We start from the raw sequence: 15,531 nt of genomic DNA, 5'->3' as shown, positions 1-15,531 counted from the left end.
TTGCAGATTAAATGGTGACCTTTTTATGCTTGGCAGACTCCTGTCGGGGTACATGTCGTTGGTTCTGTTCCTGTGTTTGCCGGGTGCTGTCATGCGATGTTTTGAGCTGTAATGACTCGGGAGCGCAGTTCAGAAGCCCCAGAAGTTGTTTCAATTTCTGGGGAGAGCCGAGTGTCTGGCGGCGAAACGACTCCACATCCACCGGGTCCAGCGGATTCAAGCCCTGTTGCTGACATCCTACGATATCAATTATCGAGAGCGACTGTTTCGGTGCACCCTTGATATGGGCGATATTTATCTGCCTATCCTGTTGCTGCAGCCCCACCAACGCCATTTGATCGGGTTCTATTGCTTGGAACGAGAGATACGGTATGGGTTTTCCCGGTTCGATACGCCGCAGCTCCTCGTTCACGAAATCGACGAAATTCTTTCGGGCATCCATCTTCATATTACATGCCTCGTGCGTTCAGGTATCAATAGAGAGCAGTAAGACTGTCTTTTCCCCTTCCTCGCGGCGTAGCTGCGCGACCTTTTCCCGCAGATCGGGCGCTGCCACACCATACCCGTCGATGGCCTGCCGATAATCTTCGGGAAGGGTTTGTCTTTTGCTTTTTTCCGCCATTTGGGTAATCGGAATATCGTGTTCAAGAGCATACATTGCATCTTTCAGCGAAACGGCGGCAGCTATCTTAATTGTGTGGTCATCAAGCTTGGGAGTTATGTCTTTCATATAGCGACCGGCATTATCCTGTGTCAGTTCGGGCAGCGGAGACGGCGATACAAGGTGTATCATCAGCTGGTCTGATACCGGTTGTCCCGGTGTCAGTCGGTCCAATTCCCGGCATACATCCCCGACAAAATCTTCGTTCGGAATCAGTCGTGTCGTTCTGCACGTTTCATCCATTATCATTAGGTAGCTGTACTCCTCTGTTTTCTGTTCATCCATATTCGTTCAATATTTATGATGTTTTATATTTTAGATTTTCAACGGTTTGACACAATCGTTTGAAGAATAAACTTTTAGCAAATTATTTGAGAAGTAGCGGTAACGACTAAGAGACCGTGCAGTTTTCAACGTTTCGCTATGTTTGACTGTCAAATAACTCTTTATGCAAAAATACGCAAAATCCTTAAACGAACACAAGGATTTACTATTTATTATTCTCTTCTATTAAGTTCCACAAACCGACAATTGAATCAAAAATCAACAATAGAAAGTATATAAAAGTGAATACAGTGACACTATTTGATAAAATAGTTATCCATTGCATGCATTCTGTAGATATAACACTACTGATTGCACCGCGAACAGTATAGCAAAGAAAAGCAACAAAAATTAATGACATTTCTATTATCAAATCTTTTTTCATGCTATGTAATACGTCTTTTATATTGCCGCCTTTTTGATTTTTGAAAACTACAAGTTCTTTCAAAATTAGTGCAAGAATTGTTACATAAAAAGCTAATATGGTAACTAACAAAGGTATTATATTATGGCTGATTTGCAAAATAAAATCTGTTTTATCACCACTATAATTAGAAAACCAGCCAATTAGAAGTGATAATGAAAAATATCCGATATATCTAAAAATTTGATTTACTCGATTCATCATTTTGCAGCATTAAGTAGCTCTACAATTTTCTCAAATCTATTTTGAAATAAATTATCGCTTTGCATTTGTACTTCAAGATCGTCAATTTCAATTTTCTTTGTCGTTTCTCCTGTTTTTACATATCTACGTAAACCTTTTACTTTCAAAGTAATGACATTTCCACTATCAGCAGACGCATTAACTAAACCATTCAACTCTTCATTATCATTTGATAATGACAGTTGTTCAGAATCTGACGACTTTAGCTCAAATGTCGTACTTTTACTATTCGTAATTTTGCTTTGATTACTAATTAATGCATTGATACTTTCGGAAACTCGCGGTAAATTAGGATATGAGAAGTGAAATCTAACCATAGATACCCCTTTGGGATATTGCTCTAGGAGCTGCCAAAATTCTGTTTTCTGATATTCTTTTTTTATTGATATTGTTAGTCCATAAGTTTTTAATGCTTTTTTCAAAGAGTATTCCATTATGTTACGGACGACATCCGTTGTAGAAAAGGCAGTAGGATCATCTTCTATAGCTATATGTTGTACATCTTGACGATTATCAATAATAACAAAACAACTCGGAGAATAATGATGTTTTTTCTTTTTAAAATTTTCTTCGAGACTAAGTTGCTTATTATTTGCAAGTTTCAATATAATAATTCCATTACTGTTATAACGTAATTGATGCTCAAAGACACCTTCTCTTTTGCTATTAAATTTGAAGTTTGCATTTAATAGTATTTCTTGCAAATAGGTTTGTTTTGATTCCATACGTTGTTCAACCTCGGGCATAGGTTGGAACAAATTAGCTCCATCATTTATAATTGGTGCGAATTGATATGTATATAATATGTAGCTTGCCATAATCGTTTCTTACAACATTATGTTTATTCACTAAAGGTTTAATCCTTTATCAAAATCTGCTTGATATTGAACTGGGATTGTTTGTCTTATTTTTATTATATCCTGATTCTTACCATAGTTAAAACCATGATTAGTACAAATATTCTCAACAAACTCATTACAATTTATTCTACTTATTACATCGCCTCCATTTCCTGCAGTTATGGCGAGTTGTCCAATATTAGGCATATTGGATATATGTACTTGAATGCGACCTTCACTTCCCCAAGCACCTTGATTTTCATTATGTTCCCAAACGATTGATGTACTGCCATCAGATTTGGCAAGATATCCTAAGAAAGTGTAGTATTCATGTTCATTGGCAAATTGTATTTGTCCTTTTGAACCAAAACTTGATTTATACATAGTTATGCTGCGTTATAAATTTGAACTAGTTTTGTTTTTATCTCTTCGAAAGTCAGACTTGTACTAAAATCAGTCGTTAATCCAGTGTTTATCACATATACAAATGATTCTTTCCTATAATATTTATCTCCGACAAGTCGCAAGGAATTTTCAATTGTATCAGCTTTTGCTAATAAGCACACTAATTGATAGTCCCTGTTTATTTGTTGAGTTTTATTATTTGGATGCGCTTTTGTATTATGTTGTGTTGCAGTCAATAATATCAGATTTTCAACATAATGAGCAATCTGCGGAAACTGTGATTTGGGAAAAATGTGATGCACTTGTGTAGCCTCTCCATTACCCCAACTATCATGAACTTCGCTTTCTGTTTGGATTTTGCGAATTAAGGCAATTGCTTTCTGTACATAATATGTATTTATAGCCTCTTGCCTTTCTTTCTTTTCAGGTGTCAATGCCTCCTGGCGTGTTATGGTTTTATCTTTGTCCATATCGCGCCAATTCTTTTTGTTATACATCAAATCTGAGTAGTATGTAATCTTTCCATTACTTCCATGCAAATGATGTTCAGCCGCATACACGTTGAATACCTTATGAAACATACGTCTTATGTCTAATCTTGAATGCGACGGAGTATTTCCATTTATCAATTTGAAATATCTGTCATAAATTTCATCTCTTGCCGTAATAGGATTATCTATGCTATCTTTTGCATATTCTTCAAAATACTTCATAAAGCCACTATCAGTCATAACTTTCATAAAGTAGCAATATAAGAAATTATATGCGTTGCGATCTTTTCTTGAAATATAATCCAACAAATCTTCATTAGCGACAGAGAATGTAAGAGAACCATCTACTATTTCAACATTCAAGATGTGTGCATATGCTAACAATTTTAGTGGTTGTGAAAGCACTTTGTTATATTCATTATATGCTTTCTTGTCATTTGCCCATGGTTTATTAAATATCACTCTTGAATTTTGAATAAAATATTGTGATCCCCATATATCATTAATGACAAAGACAGGCTTTGTTGCAACCATATTCATAACGCAATCGGCCATAAAACATACAATGTCAGGAGTACATTTCTGGTCAACAAACCTAGCGTCATGAGACTTGCGTATATCTAAATCAAATTGACTAAGATATTCATTTATAGTATCTCTCATACCTGTTGAGATTTAAGTTTCCCAAAAAAGAAAACGGAGTTATTATCTATATTAAGAGAACGTGTCCCTAAATTTCTAGCAATTGCATAAAACCTTGTAAAGCTATCTGTTGCATAAAAAGCCAAATCTGCTTTAGAAACAGAATCAGCATCATTCACTAATGTCAAGATTGCAACAGAGCCATCTGCGATACAACCCTTGGGCAAGAAACACGCCCGTGGATTATATGTAAGATTTGGCAATAGAATACAATTTGACTGATTCAGATATTTTGCGACATCTAAACCAGTTACATCATCAATATAGCTGTCATATTCAGGAATGTTGATAATTTCATTGTTTCCTATGTTTCTTGATTTCAAGACCCTTATTTTTCCATTACTCTTTGTTATTGATTTGGTAATGACTCTGTCTCTATATGCTTTGAACACGTTGAAATCCATCTTATCGGCAACTTCGTCAAACTCATTGTTGCGATAAATTATCCAATATGGAAATTTGTCATCCATTAAATATTCCTGTTTATGTTCCAATACCGTATTTGTTATATAAGATTCGACAATTGTATTGCTTGGCTTTTTCTGTGTATCAAGAATGAAGCATATTGTTTCAATCTTAACTCCCTTAAATCCTTTTTCTCCAAAATCTATAATATGAGTCACTCTCTTTTCTTTCATCAATGAACGAGTCAAATTGAATTCAGGAGCATTAATCAAGCTTTTGGGCACAATCAATGAAACGACGTTTCCTATTTTCATTGCTTTTTCAATGAAAAATGAAAATATATTATTAGTATCTTTATTATAGATGTTTGATTTATACTTAGACAATAATTCTTTTTCTTTTGTCAATTTCTTATACGGAGGATTACCTACTACAATATCGTATCTTTTATCAAACTCATACAATAAGAAATCTGCATTGATGTAATTAATATGCACATTAGCAGGAATATTTATTTTATCTACTAATTCTTTTAAAATTTCAATGCTTACGGCATCAATATCCACAACATCAATGTTTATCGCAGGGACACTTGAATATTTTTGAATCAAGGTCGGCAAGAAATTACCAACTCCAACTGATGGCTCCAGAATATTCAGTTCAGAATAATTTTTCGCATCTGGCAAATTTTTAACAATTGAAAAGCAAATATCCTGCCTTGTGTAATAGGCGGCATTGTCTTCTCTTTGTGCGTTTGCCAATTCTGCAATTTTAGACAAATCAGCAAAACTACGGTGGTCTGCAGTTTTTATATATTCCAATAAGCAAGATGGTGTGGTCAAACTTTTCACTTCAATAAGTGATTTGATGTCTTGTTCAGACATTGTCGGTTTGCATAAAGCAGCACGTATTTTGTGTGCAATCTGCTGAAAAATAATAGTTGGAACCGCTTCCCCTAGATTTTGTCTAATATTCATTTCTTCTTTTTTCAGAAAATCATGCTTCTGCTTTTCTGAAAAAGCGTTCAACTCCTTAAATGGGATATCAGTCCATACAAAAGAGGAGGGAACAGACATCATCAGCATCAATTCACGGATACTAAAAACTCTGTTGTCGGTAGGATGTACTGTGTTTTGGCTTGCCATAATATCATTTCGAGTATGAATGCAAGGAGCAACCTTATCCCAACACTGACGAGTATATTTGTCACCATTTTTTTGAGCATTATATACCACAATCCCATTTTTAATAGTATGTGGAATTTTTGATATGTCAGTATTATCAAATGCTGATTGTCCCTCCTTAATATCCGCAATCCACGCCTCCATATGAGGTGAATACTTTCTGAAATTATGATAAATATCATCAGCAGATATTTCTCCCATTTTTTTCAAGGACGGAAGGTGACCTATAACTTGGCGCAATGTCCTTTCTGGTTGCCTGTCTGGATATAAATCAAAAGGCGTAATTTCTTTCATATCTTTTCTTACGCCAATAACGAGTGTACGAGTACGGCTAGACGGATTTCCGTAATCTTTAAAGTTCAGGACTTGATATGATATGTTATAGTCTCCTGAAAGATTTTTGTCTATGGCATTTTTTATGGTTTTATCTTGACCATCAATGTCGGTACATACAGAGTTCAAGAAAGCACGAACATTCTCATAAATAAAGAATTTCGGCTTAATTTGCATCGTCATTTTGATTGATTCAACAACTAAAGAATTTCGCTTTAGCTCATCTTTCTTTTTATGATTTGCAACGGACATTCCTTGACATGGTGGGGTCGCAATGAGAACATCAAGATCAGTAATATTATATCCTCTTTTCCAAAGGGCAAGTTCTTTAAAAACCTTATCTTTAGTCTCTTGCAACGTCATATCTCCACAGATATAACCGCTCTGATATACACACTTGTGATTAAACGACTGTATTTTTAATCTTCGCTCCAACAACTCGACAGTTGCTATGCAGTAAAATCCCTCTTCTTTAAAACCATAACACCCAACACCAGCACTGCTAAACAAACTGATGTAAGTTTTAAGACCATAAGTTGATTTAGCCTCAGACAACATAGCAGAAGCTAAATCAGGATCAATCATTTCATATTTTACTCTAGCCATATTATATATCTCGTTTTAATGCCTCAACAACAAGAGATAATGCTTGAGGTGCAATTTTTTGTTCACTTGATACTACGGCAGACACCTGATCTGCAAGCCATAAAGTCAATAGTTGTTCAGCATTGACATTAAATAATTTAGATAAAATAGATACCTGCTCTTTTTTTGCTCTTCTCTCACCTTTTTCTATTTTGCAATAAGTCGCAGTATCAATATCTAAAGCCGCTGCTAATTGTCTCTGTGGCATCTGATTCTGAACACGAAGCTCTTTAATACGCTCTGAAAACATAAATTTACTCTTTTGTGTCTTGACATTATTTGGCAAAAGTACAAATAATATTTGAGCCATGGGCTATATTCCCAGACCTTTTTTATGCTGACCTTTCCGACTTTGGAGGAAAAAGATTCCAGCAAGTAGTTTTGGAACGCCGAAAACATTTCGGGCGTCCCAAAACACAACTTGCTATGTTCGTTTGAACATAAGATTTAAGTATCGAAATCACGACTAAAAATAGAAGAATAATCTTTGATAAGATGCTTATTTGAGATTGGTCATATTATTTGTTGTTTCCAACAAGTAACGGTCGGTTGGTTGGTTTGCCCAATTATTGGTTAGCATCATGGTCGGTTGGTCTCTAAGCCGTCAAGAAAAAAACGGTCAACAGAATTGCAGGAATGAACAGCACCTTGCCTATCGGTAAAGCACGACATTCCGACAAGGCGAAAACGGTGTTCCAAAAACACCGCCAAGGGAAAAAGATTATTTTCTGGAGGGAGTGCAGTTTCCCGTTTGCCACAATTTTTTATTGTGTCCTATAAAAGCACCTCACTCGGTTTTGAATGAAATTCTATAAACAAATAATGATAGACATATATGCCTATTCAATAGTTTTGTCTTTGACGATTCTTTTCCGTCAGTCGTTTGTTTCCGTAGCCGTCAGTGTCCATTGTACAGACGTGAAAGGGAAAAGGTTTTCGGGCTGAATACGCTCTGGAAGAGGAAGATTCTGCCCGAAACGGCGCAGCCGCCTGACCTTTTCCCTTTCAATAAAGTCTGTACTAACTTAATGGACGAGCAAGGAAACAGGCGACTGACGGTCCGTAATTTTCATATCGACCTACAAATGCTTTTCTCCATATCTCCCAATTTTTCAGAGAGTTGTTCCATGTCCTGACTTATCTTTTGGGCGGTTATCTTTGCGTAGATTTGGGTCGTCTTTATGTTGGTGTGCCCCAACAGTCTGCTTACGGTTTCAATCGGTACTCCATTGGATAATAAAATGGTGGTCGCCGCTGAATGTCTTGCAACATGATAGGTCAGATGGGCTTTTATACCGCACAATTTGGCAATGGTTTTCAACTTCTTGTTGCAAGTCGTATTGCTCGGCATAGGGAATACCTTGTTGTCTTTTGTCATGCCTTTGTACTTCTCTATGATACGTCTGGGTACATCTAACAGACGGATATTGGATTCCGTGTTGGTCTTCTTTCTTCGGGTGATAATCCAAAGGTTTCCGTCAAAGAATGTCTGCAAATTGTCATTGGTCAGGTTCTTGACATCAGAATAGGACAAGCCAGTGAACGTGGAAAACAGGAACAAGTCCCTGACAAGTTCATGTGTCTTATCGGGCATCTCGGTGTCCATCATTGTGTGTATTTCCTCTTTCGTGACATATCCTCTGTCCACACTTTCGGGAGAGTTAATATACCCAGCAAAGGGATTGAAAGGCAGACGTCCGTCATTCCGCGCTATGGAAACGATGTGTTTCAGCACAATCATGTAGCCCCATATAGTATTGGTACGGCATTTCTTTTCAGTGCGCAGGAAATACTCGAAGTCGTTAATGAAAGAGAGGTTCAACTCTTTCAGAGGAATATCCTCACGTTTGTAGGTATGAGGCAGGAACTCACGGATATGTTTGCAGACGGTCACATAACGCTGGAATGTTCCTTTTGCCCTGCTGTATCCTACTTTCTTGGCAAACTCGCTGTTGTGCTGGTCAAAAAGTTTCAATAAAGTCTCCTGCTTGACACCGATACCGAGATAGGCATCTTTTAATTTGGCGGCAGTGACATACCCATCAGTCTGCATCAGCTCTTGATAACGGCGGTTTACTTCCACCCGGATTTTATCAACGGCAATGTTGATTTTCTGTGCTTCGATGCTCTTGCCCGAGGCTCTGTTGTTTTTCACGTCCCACAGACGCAAAGGCACATCCATCTTGCAGCTGAACTGCTTGATTTCTCCGTCCACCGTAAGGCGGCACATCAAAGGCAGGTTGCCATTAGGCTTCTCGCTACCTTTCTTTACGTAAAATAATACTTTAAAGGTACTTCGCATAACTCACTTTTTTATGGTTACAAAATTAATTCATAGTGAGTTACAGACAGTTATGACAAATAATGCAAATTGCAGAAATATAGCCACTTAGCAACACGTTTTGACTATATCACTCGGTAATGATGTGGTAACTGAACATTTGCATCATTACGCTATATTACGGATTCCTTCTGCCTTTCATTAAGAGTGAAATATGGCGTAATAGCCACATTCTCAACCTATTTTCTGCACTTCTCCGCTTTCTATTACTTCGTTACGTGTTTATTTTAAGTCCTTTTCGTTTATAAGGCTCATCCTTCCGTATTTCCCGCAGCTGTTCTGCTGCCCGCCTCATTGTTTGCAGTTTTCGGACCTGGCTGCGGAATACAGCTTCGGTCTGCCGGAAATCCTGCCGCAGGCGCACGTTCTGCCCCTCATCCGAGAGCGGGTCTATGTCGTGCCGGCAGCAATAATAGAGCGATACGGTATCGGTCATCTGCACGAGCGTTCCTTTGTCGTGCTGTATGGCAGGCCCCAGACATTCGAGCAGGTAGCGGGTTTTGTCCTGCCCGGAAGTGAAGTGCAGGCCGCGCATATCCTCCATGTCGTAGCGTCCGAAGGTCAGTATCGGCATGCCTCGCTTGCGGATGGATGCGTGCTGTATGCTGTCTATGAACTGCCGGAATCCTGCCTCTCCGATACCCTCGGTCGATATGTCGTACACCTGCATTCCGGGGCCCAGAGCCACGTAAACGCTGCCGTGAAGCTGTTTCTCTATCATGGCTGTACGGTTCGTTAGAGAGTTATTCCGGTTTTGCGGTTTATTGAGCGCCGGGCCACATGCACCTCTTTTCTGTCCGGTTGCGGTTTTCGCAGGCCGGGGTACATTCGTGCCAGCAGCGCTGCGGCGACTGCGCGTCCGTCTTCACCCATCGGATGTATTAAGGAATCGGGGTGTCGGAGCGCCGTTCCCGTTCAATCTGCCGGTACGAACAGTTCGGGCAGCAGCCGTCCGTGCTCCCGGATGTGCAGCAGTTGTACGATGCGCCGATTGTGGGGCGTAACGTACAGGTGCCCGACCCCGTTTTGAGCCACGAATCGCAGGTAGTGCTCCAGGTCAGGAGCCATGTCGAATACCCCGTGCGGGATGGCGTAAGGCAGCACCACCTTTTGCTCTATCGTTATTCCTTCGCCCGGTTTTTTGCGTGTTCGGTGCAGGGCGGAACGTATTCCGGTCTCCAAAGGTGCGACATCATAAAGGGCAAGTCTTTGCATGGAATATTCCTGTCGGAAGTAGTCGCGGGCCTGCCGCTGGAGAAAGAGCCGCAGGGCTTCGTGCGAGGCGAAGAGCCAGCACGTGCCGTCGCAGTCGGCCAGCGGTACGGTCGGGAACGGTGCCATTCCGCAGCGTATGACGTTGATGCCGGGGCCGTATCGTAAATCGTGCAGGTAATCGGCATCTTGACACAGTGCCATATGGGAGCCGTCCGGGGAGAGCGGGTCGAGGCCCTTGTCGCGGCAGTAGGCCGCCGTGCGCAGCCGTACGGCGGCATCGGGAACGGCTCCGAACGAGCGGACGCTCTGCGGTCCGAAGGTCTGTTCCTCGAAGTCCGGCCCCGTTGCCGGGAAACGGAACATTCACAAATCAGGCAGGAAGCGGTCGCAGGCGAAGTAATCGATGTTGGCGTCGATAAAGTGCCGCCAGGAGGTTTGCGTCCCGTCGTTGCGCTCGAAACTTACGGGACGGTACAGCGGGTCGAGCGTCAGACAGGCCCCCGGCGTGGTATCTGGAATCGTTGTCATGGCTGGAACGGTCGTTTTCATTTAGCAAATGGTTTTATCGTGCCCTTTGGTGCTCTTGCGTCCGGGTCCCCGGCGTGCAGGAGGCGGAGATAAGGTTTCCGTTTCGGCTCCGGTATTTTGTGCTGTTTCCCCGAACGGTATTCTATATCCGGGAGAACGGGCCGGCGTAATATCCGAAACGTCTGCACGCGGCTCGGGTCTTTCGGCCTCGGCTTCGAATCTGCCGCTGCGGATGCCGTAGTCGGCCGCCAGAATGTCGCAGGCTATATCGCGCGTCTGCCGTTGGAGCGCTTCGTACCCGAAATCGTGGTGCGAGGCGGGATTGTCCGCACGGGCTTCGAGTGCATCCCGAATCTTTTCGGCCAAAGCCGCAAAGCGTCCCTCGTAACCGAAGGGATGAAAATAATCGGCGGCCAGATGACCGGCATAACCATTTTCTGCAATGTACAGCAAAGAGGCGATGTCGTAATTCTTACGACCGACGAGCAGCATATTCTCCTTCGTAAAACGGTCGAAAGCATAGAAGTCGGGACTCATCCGGTAGTGCTCGACACAATATGCATCGGGCAACGAATCTCCCGGGAGCATCCGCTCGCAGGAGAAGTCGCACTGCGAATAACGCAGCCCGCACTCTTCGGAGCGTTCGTCGCGCCGTGAAGCTCTCACGATGCAATTGTCGGCCAGTGCCCGTACTTCTGCCGAAGGAGCGTCGATAGCGAGCAGACGCAGCGTGCCGGCATTTTGTCGCGGGTCGAAATAGACATCGGCACAATGTTGAAGGTAACTATGACGGGCTTTACGTCCCAACGGTGTTTCGCTGAACAGCAATACGCCCTGTGCCGTTTCCACTCCCGTGATGCGAACAGAGCCGGATTGCGGAGCCTGTCCCTGCAGCCGTGCCGGTACGGTACGCAGGAACTCCCGATACCCTTTGCGTCGTATCAGTTTTTCGTGTGCGGCGGCATCGGTCGGCAGCGGCAGTCCTTCGGCGAGCGCATAGGCCGCATCGAGCAGGAGGGTCTGCGCCGTAGGCTGCCGTCGCAGTCCGCGCAGCGATTTACGGTACTTATCCGTATCTTCGGGCCAGGTATTCCGCAGACGTTCCTTGCCGAGTCGGTAGGCTTCTATCTTTAACTCCGTCAAAGGCCGGTCACCGAAACGGTGCAGCATCCGGCGGACGAAACGGCGGTATTGCCGCTGCCATTGCTCCTGCCGCCGGGGGTCGTCCTGTCGTCCGGGCAGGACGATACGGAAAGCATGGAGCGGCTTCTGTGCGGCGTCGAGCAACAGGAACAGCTCGGTATCCTCTCCCCGGTCACGACGAAACGGGAACATTCCGGCGATACGGGCCATGAAATTTCGGATTGCAGGCATCGGATATGCGTCTAAAGGAATCTCCGGCGTTTTAATGTCCCACGGTTTCACCTTCGATATCGTCAGGCACCCAGGGCACAACGCTCACTTCGGGCGTTGGCTGCGGGCAGGTCGTGACATCCATTTCGGTTTGTTCCGTTACCGTGCAACCTGTCAGTGTGCCACAGGACAGGCTGAGGACGATAACGACGAGACATCGTATTTTCATGATTTTAGCGGTTTTTGATAAGAGAATGAAGTTCCGGGTCGAGAGCCGCTCGGTATTCGAGGTTTTCATCGAGTGCACATGCCCTCTGGTAGGCGTCGAATGCCTTGTCCTCCTCTCGGAGACGGGCATAGGCAATAGCGAGCAGATAGCATACGCGGGCATCGTCCGGCGGAAGCCGTTGCAGCAGTTCGCAGGCCCTCCGGTCGTTGCCGAGCGAGAGGAGGCATACGGCCGTGTTCAGGTCCCCGTAGGGCATTAACAGCTCCAGTGCCTGTATGTACTTCTTTGACATCAGCAGCTCCGTACCCCGACGGTAGAGCGTATCGGGTGTGACGGTCGTAAGTGTATCCTGCGGCGGATACAGAGCGTCGTTCCCTGAACAGACGGGAAATGTATGCCGCACGTAGCGGGCGGTCGTATCGGCGAATGTCAGCAGCGAGGAGATGTGATACACGAGTGTATCGGAGGGTGGCAGCGGGTACCGGCTGCCGTCGAGGGCTTCCACGCAGCCTTCGAGCGTGAGGCGCAGGCGTCGCCCGGCACTGGCGGTCGGAATACGCTGGGTAAAGCGGTACGTGGCCTCGCCGTTGCGGTGTGCGGGATAGTCGGCCCGTACGTCCGTCACCGGCGTATGATGTACGAAGCGACGGTATGCCTGTGCCGCCTGCACGCTGTCTGGCTGGAAAAGCGTCAGATAACGGGCATACTGCCAGGTATTGCGCTTTTGTACCCGGCCGAAGAGTTCGCCCGAAAGGACGATGTTTCCGAGCGGCTCGCGTCCGTCCTCCCGATGCAGGACAGGGGTGATGACTACGCGACGGTCCGCACCCGACAGCTCTGCGGGCAGGCGGACCGTGAAATCGACCGTTACCGCACCCAGGCGTTCGGGCAGGGAACGCGCAGGTGCCACGACCACGATCTCTTCGATTTCGATATGATAGGTTTCCTCGCCGTTCTCGCGGGTCACGGTAACGGGAGTCAGCCCGAAATCGGCCGCAGCGCTTTCCCGTATCTCTATCGTATCGGCTGTAGCGGTCGCTTCAGGTCGGGCATCGACGCGCAAGGCCCGGGGCGTATGGCTCAGGACTGCGGAAACGTCACGGCGGTCGAGCCGCCGGGCAACGCTGCATCCGCCCGCAAAGAGCAGGAGCACGGCCAGCGTGGAAACGATAACACATAATATTCTTTTCATGAGTTGGTTACGTTAAATCGGAAGGATTGGTACTTACCGTGTAATTGTACGTTGCACCCCGTTCGTCGCGCAGCGTGAAGGTGAAATAGTTATTGACCGTCTGCCACCGGGTTTCCCCATCCGAATTGATGAATTTCAAAAACGTGTTGCTTAATCCGTTTCCGTCATGAACGGTAATCCACTCTCCCGGCTGCCAGTTTTTGTATTCGCTGTCTTTCGAGCGTTTGTACTGCATCTGCCATTGGGACTTGAATGTTCCCGAAACTTTCTTGTAAGATACCTGTATTTCATTGCCCGTATCGAAGCGTTCGGTCAGAATTTGCAGCTTGCCGCAGGCGGCGCCTGCCTTCCATGCCAGCGTATTGCGGTAACGCTCTTCATCGTGCCCCGACCAGAAGGTAACTTGGGTTTTGGAGATACGGTAATCGCTCGAATTGGTCCCGAAGATCGTGATGATGTACTGATAATGGTTATTGCGGCGTATGCTGAAATCCGAAGGGTCTCCATTTCCCAGATAAATACGGTAATCGAACAGGTTGCCCCGTATTTCGACCCGTACAACCACATAGGCGGCATATCGGGGAGACAAAACAGCCGTGCGGTCCCGGTAGTCGGTGATGGTCGGAACGGGATTCTGGATGTTTTCAAGCAGATAAAAGGACGTATAATAACTCCGCAGCGAACTGCCGCTCTTATCGTTTATCGGATAGGCGACGACCTCTCCCGAACCGCCGAGTCTGTTTTCTGCAAAAAGCATATTCTTCGCAGGAATATTATACGGAACGACATGCAGGATGCGGGCGTCGCTGTCGAGGGTCTTGTCGAGTTTTATATTGACGCTCAGCAACACGAATATTCGCTCCAATTCGATGTCGAGTGTCGTTTGCCGGTCTATGGTGACTTCCAGCTTTTGGGACAGCAAGGTCGCATGACGCGGCGGAAAATCTTTTTCAGGATCTGCCGCCTGAAAGCAGAACTGTGTCAGTTGTGCGGGTGTCTGTTCCCCCATGTCGTACCCCAGATTGCCGATGCAGTAAATCCGGCACGCTCCTTTGGGTACGGCTACCGTCGGCGGCAACGACGACTTGGTCAGATACGCATGGTAGGCATACTCCGCCGTTTCGTTAAAAATGTAAAGGTTTACATTATCCGGACGGCCGTTTACCACTCGGGTTTTCGGTATAGTATCGTCGTATGGGTCGTCGGTATCGACGATGCGCTGTTCCACGACACCGAAAGAGAGTTGCAAAGGTACGGTCCCCGCCTCGGGTACGGACGGTGAGGGCTGGAACCGGAGCTCCTCCGGCTCGGTCTTCTGGCATGCGCACAGCCACAGCGTGCCCAGCACCGTGATGAAAATGAGAAATCGCTGCATAATAGGATGAAGATGAAAGGTTAGGATGTTTAGAATAGATAAGTAAAACTCACCTCGCATTTCGAGGGGCCGAAAGCGAGCCGGCGGGTGCGGTATATCCGCTCGTCTTCGGTGGCAGGGAGGCTGCGGCGCCCCCGCCGCTCCTGCATATAGTAGAGTCCGATGCCGGCTTCGAGCGAGAAGTTCCAACGCGGAGAGAGCGGCCACGCATAACCGTAGGAGAAGCCCGCACCGGCCATCCAGCCCCGGCGGTAGCTCTTCTCCGTACCCACGTCGTACAGGGCGGCCGAGAGATTGCCCGAGAGGAAATGCCCCGTGTAAGGTTGGTAGAACCAGTAGCGCACGGCAGGGCGCAGGGCGACATGGCTCATCTGCAGGCTATGTCCCCGCACGGGATTTCACAGAGCAGCAATCTCGAAAGAATAGTGCGGGGCAACCATAATTTCAAGGCCTGCATTGAGCGTTCCGGCGGCCAGCGCCAGCAGATTGCTCCTGACGCCGCAGTATTGTGCCGCCGCAGGCTTAACACCCGCACAGAACAGCGCAAGCAGAATGACTAATTTGATTTTCATGACTGGTCGATTTTTCGTGAACACCGGTATGTCGGTCGGATGTCGCCCGACAGTAAAGAGCGGCGGAGCG

15 protein-coding genes and 1 pseudogene are annotated in these 15,531 nt (G+C 45.3%); all 16 read right to left on the bottom strand.

Features of this window, described 5'->3' with window-relative positions; genetic code table 11:
• Nucleotides 1–7: 7 nt before the first annotated feature.
• The 16 genes and pseudogenes from BQ5361_RS04970 to BQ5361_RS10845 all read right to left on the bottom strand — a co-directional run bounded on the left by BQ5361_RS04970 (nt 8) and on the right by BQ5361_RS10845 (nt 15,461).
• On the bottom strand, nt 8–448 hold the full coding sequence (locus BQ5361_RS04970; protein ID WP_035474595.1) for a hypothetical protein: 441 nt from the start codon (nt 446–448) through the stop codon (nt 8–10).
• Nucleotides 449–466: 18 nt separating this feature from the next.
• Nucleotides 467–946: a hypothetical protein gene (locus tag BQ5361_RS04965; protein ID WP_071424960.1), complete on the bottom strand. Its 480-nt coding sequence runs from the start codon at nt 944–946 to the stop codon at nt 467–469.
• A gap of 205 nt (nt 947–1,151) precedes the next feature.
• Nucleotides 1,152–1,613, bottom strand: coding sequence for a hypothetical protein (locus tag BQ5361_RS04960; RefSeq protein WP_083389230.1), 462 nt, complete (start codon nt 1,611–1,613; stop codon nt 1,152–1,154).
• Nucleotides 1,610–2,470 carry a hypothetical protein gene (locus BQ5361_RS04955; protein ID WP_071424959.1) on the bottom strand — a complete coding sequence of 287 codons (861 nt, stop codon included), beginning with the start codon at nt 2,468–2,470 and terminating at the stop codon, nt 1,610–1,612. The genes BQ5361_RS04960 and BQ5361_RS04955 overlap by 4 nt, the downstream gene beginning before the upstream one ends.
• Before the next feature lie 30 nt (nt 2,471–2,500).
• Nucleotides 2,501–2,875, bottom strand: coding sequence for a hypothetical protein (locus BQ5361_RS10570; protein ID WP_074021968.1), 375 nt, complete (start codon nt 2,873–2,875; stop codon nt 2,501–2,503).
• Nucleotides 2,876–2,877: 2 nt separating this feature from the next.
• Nucleotides 2,878–4,050 (bottom strand): hypothetical protein, encoded by a 1,173-nt coding sequence (locus BQ5361_RS04950; protein WP_071424958.1) that lies wholly within the window; start codon nt 4,048–4,050, stop codon nt 2,878–2,880.
• On the bottom strand, nt 4,047–6,617 hold the full coding sequence (dcm, locus tag BQ5361_RS04945) for a DNA (cytosine-5-)-methyltransferase (protein ID WP_071424957.1): 2,571 nt from the start codon (nt 6,615–6,617) through the stop codon (nt 4,047–4,049). The genes BQ5361_RS04950 and dcm overlap by 4 nt, the downstream gene beginning before the upstream one ends.
• A 1-nt stretch (nt 6,618) precedes the next feature.
• On the bottom strand, nt 6,619–6,966 hold the full coding sequence (locus BQ5361_RS04940; RefSeq protein WP_229088635.1) for a helix-turn-helix domain-containing protein: 348 nt from the start codon (nt 6,964–6,966) through the stop codon (nt 6,619–6,621).
• Between the two features lie 759 nt (nt 6,967–7,725).
• Nucleotides 7,726–8,958: a site-specific integrase gene (locus BQ5361_RS04935; protein ID WP_035474530.1), complete on the bottom strand. Its 1,233-nt coding sequence runs from the start codon at nt 8,956–8,958 to the stop codon at nt 7,726–7,728.
• A gap of 253 nt (nt 8,959–9,211) precedes the next feature.
• Complete coding sequence (locus BQ5361_RS04930; protein WP_035474532.1) at nt 9,212–9,718, bottom strand: hypothetical protein; 507 nt, start codon at nt 9,716–9,718, stop codon at nt 9,212–9,214.
• A 194-nt stretch (nt 9,719–9,912) separates the two neighbouring features.
• On the bottom strand, nt 9,913–10,575 hold the full coding sequence (locus BQ5361_RS04925; protein ID WP_035474534.1) for a DUF6047 family protein: 663 nt from the start codon (nt 10,573–10,575) through the stop codon (nt 9,913–9,915).
• Nucleotides 10,576–10,740, bottom strand: a complete 165-nt coding sequence (locus tag BQ5361_RS10670) for a hypothetical protein (protein ID WP_154818436.1) — start codon at nt 10,738–10,740, stop codon at nt 10,576–10,578.
• A gap of 21 nt (nt 10,741–10,761) precedes the next feature.
• Entirely contained in the window at nt 10,762–12,093 is a 1,332-nt protein-coding gene (locus BQ5361_RS04915) for a DUF6047 family protein (protein ID WP_071424956.1), read from the bottom strand.
• A gap of 233 nt (nt 12,094–12,326) precedes the next feature.
• Nucleotides 12,327–13,514, bottom strand: coding sequence for a tetratricopeptide repeat protein (locus tag BQ5361_RS04905; protein ID WP_035474410.1), 1,188 nt, complete (start codon nt 13,512–13,514; stop codon nt 12,327–12,329).
• Between the two features lie 7 nt (nt 13,515–13,521).
• Entirely contained in the window at nt 13,522–14,889 is a 1,368-nt protein-coding gene (locus tag BQ5361_RS04900) for a DUF4906 domain-containing protein (protein ID WP_035474413.1), read from the bottom strand.
• 29 nt (nt 14,890–14,918) lie between these two features.
• Nucleotides 14,919–15,461, bottom strand: a pseudogene (locus tag BQ5361_RS10845) (DUF3575 domain-containing protein).
• Between the last annotated feature and the right edge of the window lie 70 nt (nt 15,462–15,531).

This window comes from Tidjanibacter massiliensis, from assembly GCF_900104605.1.
Classification (GTDB): domain Bacteria; phylum Bacteroidota; class Bacteroidia; order Bacteroidales; family Rikenellaceae; genus Tidjanibacter; species Tidjanibacter inops.
Note: the sequence above shows the minus strand (reverse complement) of the source record. Positions and strands in the feature narration are given on the sequence as shown.